This is a genomic window from Spartinivicinus poritis (assembly GCF_028858535.1).
Taxonomy (GTDB): domain Bacteria; phylum Pseudomonadota; class Gammaproteobacteria; order Pseudomonadales; family Zooshikellaceae; genus Spartinivicinus; species Spartinivicinus poritis.
On the sequence record NZ_JAPMOU010000029.1, the window covers coordinates 56,336 to 74,097 of the forward strand.

Below are 17,762 nucleotides of genomic sequence, written 5' to 3' on the forward strand. Positions count from 1 at the left end.
GTGCTATCGTTCTAATGCCCCTGTTTTTGACAACAATTTTAGAATACCCTATTCCTTCATATTTACTCTCCAGAACCCTTTCGCGACACCCTTGAAGGGGAGAAGGAACTTAGTTTTGCAACACCCCCCTACTTAGTAGGGCCTTATTCAAACTACTACGGGCCCATTAATGCATCATTTAACTGAAAACCGTAAATCAAAATAAGACCAATGATGCCAGTTACAATTAGGTAGTAGGCTGTTGGAATAGCGGTTTTTCGCAAGGTTGCCCCTTCGCGCCCTAAAAGTCCAACCGTTGCTGAGGCTGCGACTACATTGTGGATAGCAATCATATTTCCTGCTGCCGCCCCAACTGCTTGAAGTGCGATAATGACTACACTGGAGATTGTTAGTGCTTGGGCTGCTTCATACTGAAACTGACTAAACATCATATTAGAAACTGTATTAGATCCAGCAATGAAAGCACCTAAAGCACCAACAGTAGCACTTAACGCGGGAAATGCAGAACCCACTAGGTTAGCCACATAATTAGCTGCTGTTACTGGCATGCTTGCCAAGTCTGCGCCATTGACACCTGAATTAATAAAAATACGTACCATAGGAATAGTAAATATTAAAACAAAGCCTGCACCGACTAGTGTTTTACTGGATTCACTGAAAGCATTTACTAAAGGCCTGCTACCAGCTGAAGGCTTTGCACTTTTAGTTTGAAGAAAAGCAGCTATTAAAGCGACAAAAACTAAAATGCCACCGGGTAAATAGAGGGGTTGAATAACTGTACTGATGCCAACTTCACCAAGAATATGATTAAAATCAAGACTGACACTTTGTAAGAAGCTTTTAAACTCTGTGCTAACCCGGCTAACTACCAGAATAACCGCTAACAATACATAAGGTGTCCAGGCTTTTGTTAGACTCATCGGCTTTGTGTTTTCATCCAGATTTATTTTTAGCGAGCCTAACCACTCTTTAGGCCATTTGTCTTCTGTTTCGAAATCCCATTGCTGCTTGGGCACCAAAAAGCCTTTTTTGGCAGCTGTTACCACAATAGCTAAACTCACCAGGCCGCCAATCAACGATGGAAATTCAGCGCCAAGGAACACGCCAGTTAGCGCATAGGGGATAGTAAAAGCAGCACCCGCAAATAAGGCAAATGGCAGAATGCTTAATCCTTCAGTCCAGCTTTTATTTTTACCAAAAAAGCGAGTCAGCATCATCGCCATTAATACCGGTATCAAGGTGCCAACAGTTGCATGAATCAATGCGACACTTGAGGTAATTTGTTGCAGATAAATATCCCAGCTCGAGCCGTTAGCAACAAGCACTTCGCCAATTTTGTGAGTGTCGAGCCCCTTGTTAACCCCAACAATAATTGGTGTACCCACTGCACCAAAAGAAACAGGTGTCGACTGAATCATCATGCCTATTATGACTGCTGCAAGAGCAGGGAACCCAATAGCCACCAGTAAAGGAGCGGCAATAGCAGCGGGGGTGCCAAATCCAGAAGCCCCTTCAATAAAGGAGCCGAAACACCAGGCAATAATAATGGCTTGCACACGACGGTCTGGAGAAATATCGGTAAAGCCATTGCGAATGGTAGTAATAGCGCCGGTATGCTTAAGAGTATTTAGCAAGAAAATGGCGCCAAACACAATCCATAGTACTGATACGGTAATTCCCAAGCCTTGAAAAACAGAAGCCAACACCCGGGTGCCAGACATATCCCAGAACATCACGGCAATCAAAACTGTTAAACCAAATGCAATTGGCATAGCTTTTTTCGCGGGCCAGTTAAAGCCTATTAACAGTACGGCTGCCACTATGATGGGTGAAAAAGCCACTAGGGCTAGTAGTGCTTCACTCATTGGTACTCCCTCATATACTCTTCCCGACTATAAATGGTATTTCTCCAACTAGGCTTCATCGGGAAATACTTTTTGTTGTAATGATTTTGTTAATTTTTTATGAATTTACCCCTTTATTTTTTATGGATATAGGGAAATAATGAAAATGATTAATTCCAAAAATGACATAATCAGGGCACCTTAAAAGTGCGAGCAGATGATTTAGTTTTGTTTTCTCTGGTGGTTGAGCTGGGCAGTTTTAGCAAGGCAGCAGAAGAAAGTAGCCTAACCAATTCGGTCGTTAGTAAAAGAATTGCCAAGCTGGAAGAAGAAATTGGTACCCAGCTTTTATACCGAACCACCCGGAAGCTAACACTGACAGAAGCAGGTAAGGCTTTGTTACACAGTGCAAAAAGTGTGAAGCAAGCCACTCAGGAGGCAATGGATGCAGTTTCAGGATTTGGAGAAAACGTTAGTGGTCACATTAAAATGTCAGTACCCACCATTTCTGGGGAATTGATATTGGCTGATGCAGTGGCTGAATTTTGTAACTTGCACCCTGGGCTGACCGTTGATATGTCTTTGGACAACCGCTTCGTTGACTTAGTGGCGGGTAGCTATGACTTGGTTATTCGTACTGGATACTTGGAGGATTCCAGCCTGATTGCTCGCCATATACTCGACTCCCAATGGGTGGTATGTGCATCTCCTTCGTATATTGCTAAGCAGGGTAAACCCATCGAACCCATTGATCTCACCAAACATAACTGTCTTCAATATGCTTATCAAACAACAGGGGCCAGTGACTGGGAATTTAAAGGGGATAACGGCAATTACATTGTTAAAGTGGCTGGATCTTTTTCTACTGATAATGCAGCCGCGCTTCGCAAAGCAGCCCTTGGTGGGCACGGAATAGCTTATGTGCCCCGTTGCCTGGTTTACCATGATTTTCGTAATGGCCAGCTAGTGGATATATTCCCAGAATTGGTGGGCAAAAAGCTGGGTATTTATGCGGTTTATCCTTTTACCAGACAGCCGCCGAATAAAGTAAAGCTGCTTATCGAGCATATTAGGGAAAGGTATTTAACTATCTCGCATTATTTTTAGTGGCTTATGGCTGACGAAACATAGTATTAATTTCAGAAAGCATCCAATCCATGATTTGACCACAACCTCTATCACGACGTTTAACGACTCCCATTGCAACAGAAAAAGAGCCAGGAATATTTTGGGTTGATAACTTTACTGACGCATTACTATACCACTCAATATTGGCCACATGTTCTGGAACTAATGCCCAGCCAATCCCTTTAATAACGAGAGAAGTAATATGGTAGTAACTATCTATATACCAATATTCTGAAGATACTGCTTTAGTTTGTCGTTTACCCATGCGCCCCCGAATAACCAGCTGTCGATATTGATTTAGATCTGCGACAGTTGGTGCAGCAATGCTGGCTAATGGATGTGTGGAAGAAACGATCAGGGAGTGGGTTATTTGACCAATTTGCATAAATTCCAGTGAATCGGGCAACAGGCTTAAGTGAAATAAAATGCCTAAGTCCGCCTGTTGGGTTTCCACCCACTCTGCAATATCATCTTGAGAGCCATTAAGTACCGTTAGCTTTAATAAAGGAAATTGTTTAGCGACTTCCTGAAAAAAATACTCAAAAGGCTCGATAGGCATCGCTTCATCCATGGCTATTGTGAGTGATGCTTCATTCCCACCAAGCACAGTCATTGCACGAGCTTGTAACCGCTGACATTGGACTAGCACCACTTGGGCTTCTACATACATTTCTTCCCCAGCAGGAGTAAGCACTGGTAGACGTGCTTGACGGTTAAATAACTCAAAGCCAAGGTCAGCCTCTAAGTTGGCTATGGCGGTGCTGATACGCGATTGTGCTTTACCCAGTTTACGCGCAGCCGCAGAAAATGAACCTGCCTCTACTGATGTAACAAAGGCTTCTAGTTGGTCGAGGTTCCAGCGCATATGCAGCTCCGTTTTATTAGGGCCTGCTAACAGGCTCTAGCCAATATATCCGAAAAGCGGATAGATAATAACTTTAACCTATCGTTAAATAAAGGATAATGGCACCAGTTGTGAGAAGATCAAGTTAAGATGTGTAATAAAGAATGAATAGTGACTACTCGAATACTAATATTCGCCAAACCTTTTTACGTTATACCATACCCTCTGTCGTGGCCATGCTGGTCAGTGGTTTGTACCAGATTGTAGATGGCTTCTTTATCGGTCGGTTTATTGGGTTTGAGGGGCTGGCAGGCATTAACCTGATATGGCCGGTTATTTGTCTTATTTCTGCTGTTGGTGTGATGATAGGGCTAGGGTGTGGTAGCCTGATTTCAATTAATAGAGGGCAAGGTAATTTAGCGACAGCAAAGCAAACTTTATTTACCGGGATCGGTTTGCTTTTTATGTTTGGTTTGCTAACTGTGGTGATAACATTTCTGGTAAGCCCTTCAATATTGGTAGCTCAAGGAGCCTCTCAACAAACACTGTTGTATAGTATGCAGTATGCTGAAATATGTACGTTAGGTGCGGTATTTTCTATCAGCGCAACTGCAATGCCTTTATTAATACGTAATTTAGAAAGCCCCAAAATTGCAACCAGCTTACTGATTGTTGGTGCGGTTATTAACATCATTTTGGATTATCTATTTATTGCCCAATGGCAGTGGGGGCTAAAAGGCGCTGCTCTTGCTACTGTTATTGCACAGTTGATAGTCATGGCTTGTAGTTTACTATTCTTTTTTTCTTCATATTCATCCATGAGGTTGGGGCTGTCATCATTAACATTTAGTGTTACTAGAGCAATTAAGATCACCAAGCTTGGCGCTTCTACCTTGATAATGTATTTGTATATTAGCTTTGTTGTTGCATTGCATAACTGGTTGTTTATGAAATATGGTTCACCAGTGGATGTAGGGGCATTTGCGATAGTGGGTTATTTGATGTCCCTCTATTATTTACTTGTTGAAGGCGTGGCAGAAGGTATTCAACCACCCGTCAGTTATTTTTTTGGTGCGAATCAAAACGATAATATTCAAAAAATACTTAAATTGGCAATTAAAGTAGTAATAGTCAGTGGTGTAATTTGGCTGTTGATGCTTAACCTGTTTCCCACAGCGATTATCAGCTTATTTAATGGAACTGATGCAGAGTTAGTCAACAAAACCCAAAATGGGGTACAGCTGCATTTATTAACACTATTTCTTGATGGGTTCTTTGTTATTGCTACGGTTTATTTTTTAGCAATCAACCAAGGAGCAAAAGCACTAATGATATCTGTTGGCAACATGCTGGTTCAGATACCGTTCTTAATTATCTTGCCCCAATGGCTAGGGATTAATGGAATATGGCTAGCTCTACCACTTTCAAATATAGCGCTGTTTTTGATAGTAGCGCCGATGTTATGGAAAGATATACAAGAGCGGTGTAGGCAAGATCAAGCTCAACGTTTTGCTGTGGTCACTGATCTATGATGCATAAATATGCAGCTGCTGTATAGGGGCTTTAGCCCCGTTAAGAAATTCTAGTCTACTTCCCATTACAGATGTTGATAGAAGAAGAGGTAAAGGGGGGCAAGATCAAGTATGCAAATACCCAAAGTTGTAAAGGCAAAAGAAAACTGATCTAGCAAAAAATTGAAACAGGCTTAAAATAAGGCTAGGTTTGGAGTGTTGGTTTGGTTTTGTTGACTAAAGTTGTGCACAAACTCTTCGAATTTGTCAACAGGCTGTGGTTTGCAATAGAAGTACCCTTGTATTAGATCGCATTTATTTGCTACTAGAAAATCACGTTGTTCTTGGGTTTCTACTCCTTCTGCAACAACTGACATATTTAAACTATGGGCCATTGCTATAATAGTTTTTACTATTGAGGCATCTTTTTCATTCTTAGTTACATTATTGATAAATGATTTATCAATTTTTAATGTTTCAAATGGGTAGTCCTTTAGATAACCTAAGGAACAGTAGCCTGTGCCAAAGTCATCAATAGCTAAACCTACATCCATTCCTCTAATTATTTCATAATCAGTATTGTTATCTTTAATGCTTTGAATAAGGGTGTCTTCCGTAATTTCTAGCTCTAACCAATGTGGGGCAATCTGATATTTCATGAAAATATCAAGTAAATGTTGTAAAACTTCTCTTTTTATAAACTCTTTGCCGGAAACATTTACTGACACTTTTATTGGTGGGAAATTTTTTTCTTGCCATATGGTTAGTTGTTGTAAAACTTGGTCACGCACCCACTTACCAATATCAATGATTAGATCACTTTTTTCTGCAATAGGAATAAATATATTTGGTGGAATTAAACCCTTTTTGGGGTGGTTCCAACGAATTAAGGCTTCTGCTTGTGTGATTTGCTTGCTCTTATAACTTACTTTAGGCTGATAAAAAATGGTAAATTCATCATTTTGTAGAGCAATTTTTAAATTGTTTTCTGTTTCTAACTGAATACTTGCAGCCTTATTCATACTTTCTGAAAAAAACATATAGCAATTACGCCCGGCGCGTTTTGCATTGTACATTGCTGTGTCAGCTTGTTGAATCAGGCCATCCGCGGTCTCACTATTTTCTTTAAATAGAGCAATACCAATACTAGAAGTAATATGAACAGGTTGTTTATTTAAATAAACTGGAACACTAAATGATGATATAATATTTTTTGCTATATTAACTAGATCAGAGCAATCTATAATGTTTTCAACTAACAGTGCAAATTCGTCGCCCCCAATTCGTGCTAAAATATCACTTGATCGAATAGAGCTTTTTACTCTGGTTGCAACTTCTTTTAATAAGTTGTCTCCTACACTATGGCCATAAGTGTCATTTACTTTTTTGAAATCATCTAAATCAAAGTAAAGTATTCCTATGTTTTTGTTACTTCGTTTAGCTAAAGAGATAGCATGTTGTGTATACTCTATTAACATTCGCCGATTATAAAGGCCTGTTAGCGAGTCGTAACTAGATAATTTTTTAAGCTTATCATTAGATGTTTTTAACTCTGTTGTAATTGATATTAGTTCATTGATAAGTCTGTATTTTTCTAAAGCATTTCTAACTGAAAATAACAATCGATCTGAGCCAATCTGTGGTTTGCTAAAAAAATCAGATATTTTATATTCAACTAGTAGGGAGTAAGCATCATCCAAATTGCCATGTCCAGTTAAAACAATAACAGGTTGGTTTGCATCGAGTTTTCTTATTTCTTTAAGCAATGCTATGCCATCCATTTTTGGCATTTTTAAGTCTGTTATAATAAGGTCATACTTATTTGTATCATTTTTAATTTTATATAATGCTTCAATACCATCACATGACTGTTCTGTTATGTATTTTTCTGACATTAGTGTTTCACAAATAACTTCACGTATTAATGGTTCGTCATCAACCACAAGTATATGAGGGTTTTCTATATTGTTATATAATTCAGATCCTTCTAGCAAATTCTGTCGGTTAGACATCTTATTTCCCTATATACTCTTTACATTTGATATACAACTGTAGTTAAAGTCTATATAGTAACTACGTAAAAAGCTAGCATTGTTGATAAGCTGGAAGTTGGATAAGAAAGGTAGTTCCTTCGCCCTCCTTACTTTTTGCAGATAAGTTACCTCCATGACTTTTAATAATTCCATAACTAATTGATAACCCTAAACCAGTGCCTTTGCCTACTTCTTTTGTTGTAAAAAAAGGGTCAAATACTTTTTCTAAATGGGTAAGCGAAATACCCATTCCTGTATCTTCAACTTCAACTCTAATTTGGTCATTAACTTGATGAGACCTTACGGTAATTTGTTTGGTTTGTTTTGAGTCTAAGGCATCTTTAGCATTGATTAATAAGTTGGTTAATACTTGCTCTATCTGAATGCTATTACAGCTTATTGGGCTTAAGTTGTTATTTAGATTTTTTATAAGCTGTATATTATTTTCTTTAAATAGTTCGTGAAATAAAGTAAATGACGACTCAATAACTTTATTGATATCGTTTAATGATTTTGGTATTTTACTTGAGTCTCGGCCGAATACTCGTAAATGATTAATTATAGTGGTTGCTCTATTTATTTGTTTTATAATTAGCTCATAGGTTTCCTTTGTTTTATCATATTGTCCTTTTTTTACCTCCTTGAGTCGAAGGTCTGCATACATAGAAATAATACCTAAAGGTTGATTAATTTCATGAGCTAGACCTGTAGCCATCTCTCCAACTGAAGCAAGTTTTGCTGATTGAATGAGCTGTGTTTGTGTTTGAGTTAGCTCTTCATTAGTTTTGTTTAACTTCTCTTCTGCTGCTTTACGTTCAGCAGGATAGATAATGTAAGTTGTAAATATTAATATGCCGACTCCAAGTAAAATCAAAAAAATACTGATCTTCCCATAATCATTGTGTGAATCTTGAATGCTAACTATTTTTAGATAGCCGTTAGTTGCTTCTGTTTCAACTAACCACTCAATTTCTTCAAATAATTTATTACTAAGATCGGAAATAGTTTTTTTGTTGTTTTGTATGGTTGCTTTGATATTATAAGCTATTTGACCAGAATGACTGTCTTTTATTAAAGGTTGAAAAAATAACCACCATGCACTCATATGCTTGTTAATTGCATCTATAATAATTGAGGTTTCTTCTGTTTTGTATTCATCGATTACAATTATATCCTCCTGAAATGACTCATAACTTTGTTTTAGTGATTTTATATTTTGCTGTATATCTATATCATCTTCATATGCTATTTTGTTTAATTTTAATTGCATTAACAAAAAATCTTTTTGTAAAGCCCTTGCATAATTAATTGAATGTAGAGGGCCTTGGTATATTTGATTTGCTATTTTTGAAGACTCATTTAATTGATTAAATGAGTTAATGCCAAGTATTACTATAATCACATTGAGGGTAATCAATGAAGTTATAACTTTACCTTTATTAGACAGTAAATTTTTTAACATTGTTTATTTTTCTACAATTATCTTGACATTCATTTTAGGGTGAATTGCACATTTAAGTTCATGGATACCTGGTTTACCAAATGAAATTGCAGCCACTTCCCCTGGTAACTGCTTAGTTAATACCCAAGTTTCATCTGATACATCATATACATTGTGTATAACTCTATTTTCCTCATTAGTAATGTAAAACTCTTCGTCAACTTTTATAGTAAACTGATCTGGTTTTCTTTCCTTGCTGTTATTGCCAGGCTGTTTAAGGTGAAAAACTTTTTTATTTTGCTCCAGAATAAAAGAGGTTTCTTTATTTTTTAATAGCCGGTCTTTAGCTTCGTCCCCTTCATAAACTCTAGTTTCTGCTAGTGAATGAGAGTTTATTGCAACTATTAAAATGGCTAGCATGTTTTTCATTTTAACGACCTTAATACTATTTAGGTAGTATTGGTAAAGCAACAGGCCTGTCTTGGCTTGTTAGCGTTTTTAAAAAATCGATTAGATTATCTTTTTCTGATTGGGTAAGATTTAGTGTACTTATTTCTGAAGAAAGACTTTTTCTTTTTATAAACCCACTATCATAATGGTTTATTACATCATTTAAACTTTTTAATGAACCATTATGCATATAAGGGCTTCTTTTAGCAATATTTCTTAACCCTGGGGTTTTAAAAGCATGCAACATATTGATTCGAGACTTATCGATTTTACCTCTTCCTATATCTTGGCTTGGTAAGCCGATATCATGTAGGCTATCATCAGTGAAGTTCCATTCGGAATGACAAGCAGCACAACCTGCTTTGGTATTAAATAAAATAAACCCTTGTTTTGCTGACTTGGATATAGCGTCCTCATTACCTTCTATCCAGTCATCAAATGGTGACTTTTCAGAAATAATTGACCTCTCAAAAGTTGCAATTGCTTTTTCAATAGATTTTTGTGAAATGGGTTGTTCTTCTGTAGGAAAAGCTTTTTTAAATAGTAATTTATATTCTTCAATATTGTTTAGTTTTACCAGTAAGCCCTTTATATTTGTATTCATTTCATCAGTTGCTCGTAAAGGAAGTGAAACCTGAGACTCTAACGTTAAATCTCTGCCATCCCACATAAAAACTTCATTCCAGGCTATATTAAGCAAAGATGGTGTTTTTCGAGATAATTTATTATGGCCATGGCCGGTTGCAGTAGCCATCCCATCAGACCAATAAAAACTAGGATTATGACAAGTAGCGCAAGACTGTGTACCTGAGGCTGACAAGCGAGGGTCAAAAAATAGTAACTTTCCTAGCTCAAGCTTTTCCTTTGAATAAGGATTATACTTTGGGTATGGTATATCTTTTGGCCTCTTATACTCAGCTTTTAGCTCTATTAGCTCCTGTTGACTTATAGTGTTTGCATAGGAGTATGTACTTGCTAACACAATAAAAATGTAAAATATTCTTAGTATCGTACCTAACATAGTAGATTTAAGTCACAAATATTTAGTTAATTAAAATAAGTATGTTGATATCAGTCCCTTGAGTAATTTTATATTAGGTACTTTTATCATAGCTGATATTTTGCCGCTTATACTATTTGATTGGCTGCCGATGTTTGCTATTGATTGCTATAGTGAATCCATATATAATCGGCGCCTCATTGCAAGATACTCTTTCTGGCTGCTGAATCTTGCTCGAATTCCATTCCTTGTATGTCAATACTTCGGCGTGGCGTGTATGTGTGCATTCTAGATTTATAGTACAGAATGCCCTTCGAGCATTGGTAGCTATCATGACTACTTCTTTTAAACGCTTGGTTAAAGCGTTAAACAAACAAAATCTATCAGTTACAAAAGCTAATTCAGTTTATCAAATTGCTAAAAAAGGCAAGAATAGTGTTTCTTCTGTTCAGATTCTTTTACCGGAACATTTTGATCTGGATGGGAAGGCGCTAAAACAGTTAATGAGCTTTGCCGAGGCCTATCACCCTAATGGTGGTGCTGTTAAGGCTGTTAGAGCAACGCCTGATTTTCATGCTGGCTCTTTGGTGCCAGTAGGTGCGGTTTTATCTACCACAAAGGATTTTATTATTCCCCAAGCAATTGGTACGGATATTCACTGTGGTATGCGCTTGCATGTGGCGGATATTGATATCGCTTTATGGCAAGAAAAAAAGCCTTTATTAGTAGAAAAACTACGAGGAGATTTGCTGTTAGGTAGCCGAGACTTACCTATGGCCATCTCTAGTTTTGCAGCACTTTTTCAAAATGGATTATTAGGTTGGATTGATGAAATTAAAAAACACCCAATGGGCGATTTACAAACGGCTGATTTTAATCAGTTAGAAAATGAGCTTGAATCTATTTTTGAATACGGCAGCTTACAGGGTAGTTGTAAATGGGCGCCTGAAAGCCATACGGCAGATAAGCGGAACCGTATTCGAGATGCCTCTTTAGCAACAATTGGTGGTGGTAATCACTTTGTTGAATTTCAATACTTGGAAGATATAGCAGATAATAAGCAGGCATTTGCTTGGGGATTACGTAAGGGGCAGCTTTCGGTAATGATTCATACGGGATCTCGTGCACTGGGTCTGCATGTAGGGAATTATTGGAGTGATAAAGCAAAACGGGCGTGGCCTAATGGTAAAAAATTTCCAGAAGCAGGTATCTTTCCTTTATATGGAGAACTGGCAAACGACTATTTTTCTGCTATGAATACAGCTGCTAATTATGCGAATTTAAATCGTTTATTATTGGCGGAAATTGTAAGGCGTCGAATCAGAGAGGTGTTTGGAGCTAATATAGAAATGCCTCTAGTGTACGATGCACCACATAATATCGTAACTCAAGAAAGTGATTGCTATGTTCATCGTAAGGGAGCAACGCCAGCGCATGCTGGACAGCCAGTGCTGATTCCTGGTTCAATGGGGCATCCTTCCTACCTAATGATGGGGTTGGGTAATCAGGCATTCTTATGTTCAGCTTCTCATGGTGCCGGTCGAGCAAAACCACGACATGAAATGTTTAGGTTGAACCGGGATGGTAAAGATATTGGGTTAGGTTGTATTGATTGTATAACCCTAAAAGAAGATCGGCGAATTGAAGAAGCGCCTGGTGCTTATAAAGATATTAATGCAGTAGTGGATGTACAGATCCAAAATGGCATTGTGAGCCCAGTAGCAAAGTTAGCTCCTCTACTAACATTTAAAGGCTAAATTAAGTATTTTTGACTATTCTATTAACACCTAAAAATGAGCCCTGACTTGATATAAATATAGGTCAGGGCCAGGTCAACTAGATAGATTTTAGGGTGCTGAAAACTATGAATAAAGAATCAGCTACACTAGTTACACATACATTTGAAGAGATTATGAAAAAATTGTTTTCTCTTCTTCCTATACTAAAAGAAGGGTGCGAGTCAGATGATGAATATAATTATTTTCAGCGCGAGATTGCGCGATTAGCTAATATTGCTGATCTTAAGATACTTGAAGTAATTATTAAGCAGTATCCAGAATTAGATTTTCTTAAGAAGAATACTGTTGACAAAAAAGAATAGTTTATCAGTTTTATGGGTTTGATTTTTTATCTGATTTTCTGTTTGTATGATTTGTGGTCAAAATAAAATTGCATTAGCTATAGATAAAAGGACTGGCTTTTAGGGTAGCTAGCGACGACGAAAGCTATCCTAGGTAAGGGGTGGAGTAAGTCAGTAAGCAGTAAACTATGAGCATAGGTTATTAAAGATGCAGAATATCTGTAATAACCTATTATAGTAAATTATGATCAAAGATTTTAATTTATATATGTATTGAGGTATGAAAGCTAAAGTTGTAAGTATTTTCATCTCTATGCTGCTTAACTGCATGTTAACTTCTGCAAGTAACTTAGATGAGCTGCATATACTAGTACCTGGACCTGCGGGAGGGGGATGGGATATAACTGCACGTACTGTAGGTACTGCCTTAGTGAATAACAATATTATAAAAAGCATAACATTTACTAACTATGTTGGGGCTGGGGGATGGAGAGGGTTTCAAGCATTTACTAAGAATTCTGAATTTAAATTCTCAGTAATGATTCAGTCCTCACCAATAATTTATAGAAAAGTCTTTGGAGTTTATAACAAAGGTTTTTCAGATTTGAGGCCATTAGTTGCGCTACTTGGTGAATACGAAGCAGTAATTACTAGAGGAAACTCTCCCTATAAATCAATCAGAGAGATAGTTCATAAAATTCAAAAAAACCCTCACAGGAATCCAGTTGTTCTTGGTTCGTCTAAGGGTAGTATTGATCATATTGCTGCACTAATTATATTAAAAGCAGCAGGTGTTGATAATTTGAATGAGTTACGGTTTATATTTCGAGAGGGGGATAGTAATGCGATTAATACCTTACTTGAAGGTAGCGGAATCGTGATGTTTAGTGGCTATAGTGGTGCTTTATTGGATCTAACAAAAAAGAATAAACTAACTATATTGGCTGTAAGTAGCCGTAAAAAAATTGAGGGAGTAGAAATTGATACATTATATGAACAAGGTATTAATATAGAATTTGTTAATTGGAGGGGGTTCTTTGTAAGAAAGGACTTGATGGATCAACGTTTTGCTATATATGAAAAGGCTTTACTTGACTTAACTAAATCAGATGAGTGGAAAAAAATACTTAAAAATAATGGATGGACATCAATGGTTATGAACTCTAAGGAGTTTGATGAGTTCTTGCGCGCCCAACACAAAGAAGCATTAAAAATTTTCTCCGAATTTGGGCTAAAGTTCTAGTGAAAATATGTTAGAATCTCTGCCTGAAAAAATATTGTTAAGTTTGATGTAATTCTGCAAAGCTTATTAGTGACCACTTTAGGTGAGCATAAAGTGAGAGGGATTGTTAATGTTGAGCGTGCTGCAAAAGATGGTGCTGAAATAGGTGGTCATCCTTTATCTGGGCATGTGGATTTCAGATCTGCTATTATTGAAATCAGTGAACAGGAAGGAAATTGCCGAGTTCGTATTGAGCTACCAAAGAAGTGGCAGAAATATGTTTTCCCAAAAGGCTATATTGCTATCAATGGTGCCAGTTTAACGGTGTCAGAAGTCTGCAAAGAAAGTGGGTATTTTGAGGTTTGGCTAATTCCTGAAACACGACGAATGACAACTTTTGAAGAAAAAGAGCCAGGTGCATCAGTCAATATCGAAATTGAACGAGGTATCCAAGTTGTGGTTGATACTATACAAACTACCTTAGAAGAAAATTTGGGTAAGTTATATCCATTGATTGAGCAACTTCTTCAAGCAAACAATATAGACCTTAATGCATTGGTAAACTCCAAGCTTGCACTGTCGCAAACAACTCAGTCATAGGATAAATAATGTTGTACAAAGACTAGCTATTGATCAAATATTTTCAACAGATATTCTTGATAAAATTCCTGTTGAAAATAATATAATTTGTTGTTGGGTTTCTAAAGCTTCTATTTGTTTTTTAACTCTTTGATTAACTCCAATAAAACTGGAACCAGCAACACCTTCTATTGCTCCCCATAAGCTAACTAATGGACCTATACTGTAAAAGAGTCCTGTAAGTTTTTTAGAGGTCGAAAAAGTGAACAGTCTGTAAGTTTAACTGGTTTTGCTATTAAAACTTATTAGTTATATCTTCTTGATATTTATACCTGTTTTAAATCTATTTAAGTACTATAAATACATTTGATTATGTTTAACAATATTGTAATCATTACAACACCAAATGATGTATATCACAAAGTTATGAAGTATAATTTTAAAAAAGGAGGGGATTATGCAATTCAAATTAGAAGGCGCTAGCATTCATTGTATTCGTAAGCATAAAAGCCGCAAAACCAACAAAATAAATGAAGAGGTTGTTGTTTCATTCGATAGTCATTTAAAAGAAGTTGCACCGCATGTAGCGGCCAGACTAACAGAGGATGAAATTTTCTCCTTACGACACTGGCTAAAAGAAAGAGAACAAATCAATCAAGAGCCTACAGCACAAAACTTGTTAGAAGCATTGCCTGACGTTATCGAAAAAGCAACCGAAGCATTAGCAGAATTAGACCACCTTGATAAAATCACTTACGATAAACTAGTCAATATGATAGAAATTTTTTTAAGCAAAATAAAACAATATGATGATGTTTGTGATAGTAGCCATATAGAGTTTACTGAAATGGACCAAAACCAAGTTTTAGCCGAACGTATTCATCAGGTTAAAAAAGACCTTACCTAATGCCAATTAATAGCTATTTTTCAGTGTAGCAGTCGATGCTGAGGTGTCAGTTGTAACATAATATTAAGCAATAGACCGAGTAATTAATGCATCAACAGTCAGTGAGGATAAGGCTTTAACCCTCAGTACAGAGCCGTTTGAGTTTAATGGGGAGACGACATTACAAGCATGGCTCTGTAGCAGGTGATTTTGCAGTTTCACCACTAAGATCAACAGCAATAAATTCATTTGCTAGAGGGCACTATGAGAAATCCTGGCTTACTATTTAGCAACACTCTGTGCCTATGGGAACCATCACTTTTAGTGACTTGTGGTTAAGCGCTATGCGCAAGCTATCGGGCTCATTTCGCTCACCATCCACCATGTAGGCAATAGGAGGGTCTACCTCCAATAAAACAGTTTTAGCCTGTCGGTATTGAATCCCCATATCGGCTGCTGAATTTGTAATTCCGGCAACCGCTAAATTAGCCAGGGAAGTTAATTGCTCTATATGTTTATCTTCCGAGTCAATCCAAGTGATATCCAGCAAGCCGTCGGTGATATTGGGAGCACCTCCACCTTGGGCTAGAATACTGGTTGGAGGTGCGGCATTTGCTATCACAAGACTCGTGGTATGTATATGTTCAGGCTCTTGATCATCCAGAGTTAGCCTAACGTTATAATGCTGTTTTTCAAGAGCAGCCTGCCATAGCCCTTGAATGTAGGCAATCTGGCCATTATTGTTTTTCTTGTCTCGATCGGCTAGCTTGATCATTTTCTCCGCAAAACCAATGCCTGCCATCAGTAGCATGGTTTTATCATTGCACCGCGCAGTATCTATCCATTGGCTTTTTCCTTCTGTCAGGCTGAAACAAGCAGTCTCAATAGGCGTTAGCTTTGCACTATTTCCCCAAATTGCATAACTGAGAGAGTTTGCAGTCCCCAAAGGCATGATACCCAGAGCGATTTTTGTTCCTATCAGTTCGCCTGCTACTTCTGCCAGAGTTCCATCCCCTCCACCAGCAATAATAATATCAGGCATGTCTTGTATTGCTTCCTGGGTAAGTCTAGCTGCGCTAATCTCTGGTGTTGTGCACTTGATAGTAAGTTTTAAATAGGGTTCCAGATGACTGAGAATATAGGGCTTATGTTGTTCCCATTTGCCGCCTCCAGCAACGGGATTTACAATCAACCAAGCATTGTTTTGAGTTTGCAATGAGCCTTCTTGATAAAGCTTCTGTAGTAATTCTGCTTGCTTTTTTGTCAGTCTAACAGTCCTGCGGATAGAGCGAAGCTCTTCTATGATCTGTTGAGGTGAGTAATGGCTTTTTTGACTAAGTAAATAAGCTGCCACCATCAATGCCGACCGGCTGCGGCCCATGGCACAATGGACCAATACATTTTGTCCTTTACTAACATGAGCATGAATCCAGTGTATCGCTTGAATGCATTGTTTTGCTGTGGGTGGTGCTTGATCAAGTACTGGTAAGTTCAGGTAGTCTATTTCTTCTGCCACTGCTGACCAGTCTAAAGCATCAAACTCAGCAGTGACATCAAGTATGGCCCTGATGTCTTGCCGGTTAAGCACTTCCATATCTCTGCTGGAAAGCCTGCACCCAAGAAATAAATGGTTTTCTATTTTTTGCAAAGCAGGAACGTTATCTGTACGTTTTGCCCACAGGTTGTAGAGTGTTGAGCCCCACAAAAAAGGAATGAATAGCCAGCGAATATAAAGAGGTATAGTGCCATCAGCTCTTTTGCGAAAGACTTCTGGGCGGTTAATGTGATAGGCGATACCAACAACTAACAAGGATAATCCTGTCCAAAATAAGAAAGCGCGCATTAGCCATGGTAAAGGTATTGCTGCTACTGCTATTAAACTCAACCCTGAAGTGGTATAGATTAAAGCATGTGTCATAGGAAGATCCCAAGATTCAACCGTAATTTTTACTCATTGATTTGGTTGGAATAAATGCATATTGATCAAACAAACATTGACTTGGTATATCCAACCATTCTTGCATTGCTCAGTAATAACTCCAATAAGTGAAAGCTATAATTGTTGATCTTAAGATACTTGAATTGATTATTAAACAATAACTGGAATTTGACTTTCTAAATAATGAGAGAGCTTTTCTGAATAGCTAAACGGTGTCTCTTTAGTATGGTCAGTAATTGACATCAAGAGGTTGTATGACAAATTGTTCACATTGAAAAGAGTGTGTTAAGGAGGGGAAGGTTTTCATTAGAGCCCACTTAAATGCTAGGAGGCGCGACTCTCCTAGCATTCTACGCAGCTTATGGCCCTGGAAACATTGTCAGAACTTGATCATAACTTGTTTGGTATACGATGCTTGCTTTATTTGTTGTAGCGCATGCATTACTGCCTTGCTCTCCTAAATCGTCTATCAAAGTGCCGGTACCCATGATTCTACCTCCTCTTAAAGGCACCTCGTTGCAGCTATCTGCTGCTACTATTGCATTACAAAGCTCGGTCATTTTTTCTAATGAAAGGCAGTGATTGGCATTAAAGGTACTATTACCGTTATCTACACACTGGTTAGTACAATAACTGTTTTGTATATGAGTCCAAGTGGATGCACTGATATTTGAGCAATTTATATTAGGACAGGCTGCTTGTGCAGTCGGCGAAAGTGCTGGTAATTGAAATATACCCATAACGAATCATTTTTAGGTGTAACTGAGTACCTAATCTGCAAACTCAGCTAATCCATTACCCATGA

15 protein-coding genes are annotated in these 17,762 nt (G+C 37.7%); 7 read left to right on the forward strand and 8 right to left on the reverse strand.

All coding sequences use genetic code 11. The features are described from left to right. Positions 1 to 155: 155 nt before the first annotated feature. Positions 156 to 1,865, reverse strand: a complete 1,710-nt coding sequence (locus tag ORQ98_RS19445; protein WP_274690482.1) for an L-lactate permease — start codon at positions 1,863 to 1,865, stop codon at positions 156 to 158. Between the two features lie 186 nt (positions 1,866 to 2,051). On the opposite strand from ORQ98_RS19445, the gene ORQ98_RS19450 reads away from it, so the two are divergent. After that, positions 2,052 to 2,951, forward strand: a complete 900-nt coding sequence (locus ORQ98_RS19450) for a LysR family transcriptional regulator (RefSeq protein ID WP_274690483.1) — start codon at positions 2,052 to 2,054, stop codon at positions 2,949 to 2,951. A 4-nt stretch (positions 2,952 to 2,955) separates the two neighbouring features. On the opposite strand, the gene ORQ98_RS19455 is transcribed toward ORQ98_RS19450, so the two are convergent. Continuing rightward, positions 2,956 to 3,837, reverse strand: coding sequence for a LysR family transcriptional regulator (locus ORQ98_RS19455; RefSeq protein ID WP_274690484.1), 882 nt, complete (start codon positions 3,835 to 3,837; stop codon positions 2,956 to 2,958). Positions 3,838 to 3,980: 143 nt separating this feature from the next. Here ORQ98_RS19455 and ORQ98_RS19460 point away from each other — a divergent pair, with 143 nt between their 5' ends. After that, positions 3,981 to 5,348, forward strand: a complete 1,368-nt coding sequence (locus tag ORQ98_RS19460; RefSeq protein ID WP_274690485.1) for an MATE family efflux transporter — start codon at positions 3,981 to 3,983, stop codon at positions 5,346 to 5,348. Between the two features lie 173 nt (positions 5,349 to 5,521). Here the strand turns inward: ORQ98_RS19460 and ORQ98_RS19465 are convergent, their stop codons facing one another. From ORQ98_RS19465 to ORQ98_RS19480, 4 genes are all read right to left on the reverse strand, one after another. Further along, entirely contained in the window at positions 5,522 to 7,339 is a 1,818-nt protein-coding gene (locus tag ORQ98_RS19465) for an EAL domain-containing protein (protein ID WP_274690486.1), read from the reverse strand. Positions 7,340 to 7,412: 73 nt separating this feature from the next. Continuing rightward, on the reverse strand, positions 7,413 to 8,822 hold the full coding sequence (locus ORQ98_RS19470; RefSeq protein WP_274690487.1) for a sensor histidine kinase: 1,410 nt from the start codon (positions 8,820 to 8,822) through the stop codon (positions 7,413 to 7,415). A 3-nt stretch (positions 8,823 to 8,825) separates the two neighbouring features. After that, on the reverse strand, positions 8,826 to 9,230 hold the full coding sequence (locus tag ORQ98_RS19475; RefSeq protein ID WP_274690488.1) for a cupredoxin domain-containing protein: 405 nt from the start codon (positions 9,228 to 9,230) through the stop codon (positions 8,826 to 8,828). Between the two features lie 16 nt (positions 9,231 to 9,246). Beyond that, entirely contained in the window at positions 9,247 to 10,272 is a 1,026-nt protein-coding gene (locus tag ORQ98_RS19480; RefSeq protein WP_274690489.1) for a cytochrome-c peroxidase, read from the reverse strand. Between the two features lie 311 nt (positions 10,273 to 10,583). Between ORQ98_RS19480 and ORQ98_RS19485 the strand changes: the two genes are divergently transcribed. The 5 genes from ORQ98_RS19485 to ORQ98_RS19505 all read left to right on the forward strand — a co-directional run bounded on the left by ORQ98_RS19485 (position 10,584) and on the right by ORQ98_RS19505 (position 15,039). After that, positions 10,584 to 12,008, forward strand: coding sequence for an RtcB family protein (locus ORQ98_RS19485; RefSeq protein WP_274690490.1), 1,425 nt, complete (start codon positions 10,584 to 10,586; stop codon positions 12,006 to 12,008). 107 nt (positions 12,009 to 12,115) lie between these two features. Continuing rightward, entirely contained in the window at positions 12,116 to 12,352 is a 237-nt protein-coding gene (locus tag ORQ98_RS19490) for a hypothetical protein (RefSeq protein ID WP_274690491.1), read from the forward strand. A gap of 259 nt (positions 12,353 to 12,611) precedes the next feature. After that, entirely contained in the window at positions 12,612 to 13,574 is a 963-nt protein-coding gene (locus ORQ98_RS19495) for a tripartite tricarboxylate transporter substrate-binding protein (RefSeq protein ID WP_274690492.1), read from the forward strand. 33 nt (positions 13,575 to 13,607) lie between these two features. Continuing rightward, complete coding sequence (locus ORQ98_RS19500) at positions 13,608 to 14,153, forward strand: riboflavin synthase subunit alpha (RefSeq protein ID WP_274690496.1); 546 nt, start codon at positions 13,608 to 13,610, stop codon at positions 14,151 to 14,153. Positions 14,154 to 14,589: 436 nt separating this feature from the next. Then, complete coding sequence (locus tag ORQ98_RS19505) at positions 14,590 to 15,039, forward strand: hypothetical protein (protein WP_274690493.1); 450 nt, start codon at positions 14,590 to 14,592, stop codon at positions 15,037 to 15,039. Positions 15,040 to 15,304: 265 nt separating this feature from the next. Here ORQ98_RS19505 and ORQ98_RS19510 read toward each other — a convergent pair whose 3' ends face one another. Continuing rightward, positions 15,305 to 16,936, reverse strand: coding sequence for a diacylglycerol kinase family protein (locus ORQ98_RS19510; RefSeq protein ID WP_274690494.1), 1,632 nt, complete (start codon positions 16,934 to 16,936; stop codon positions 15,305 to 15,307). 380 nt (positions 16,937 to 17,316) lie between these two features. Beyond that, positions 17,317 to 17,697, reverse strand: a complete 381-nt coding sequence (locus ORQ98_RS19515; protein WP_274690495.1) for a hypothetical protein — start codon at positions 17,695 to 17,697, stop codon at positions 17,317 to 17,319. Between the last annotated feature and the right edge of the window lie 65 nt (positions 17,698 to 17,762).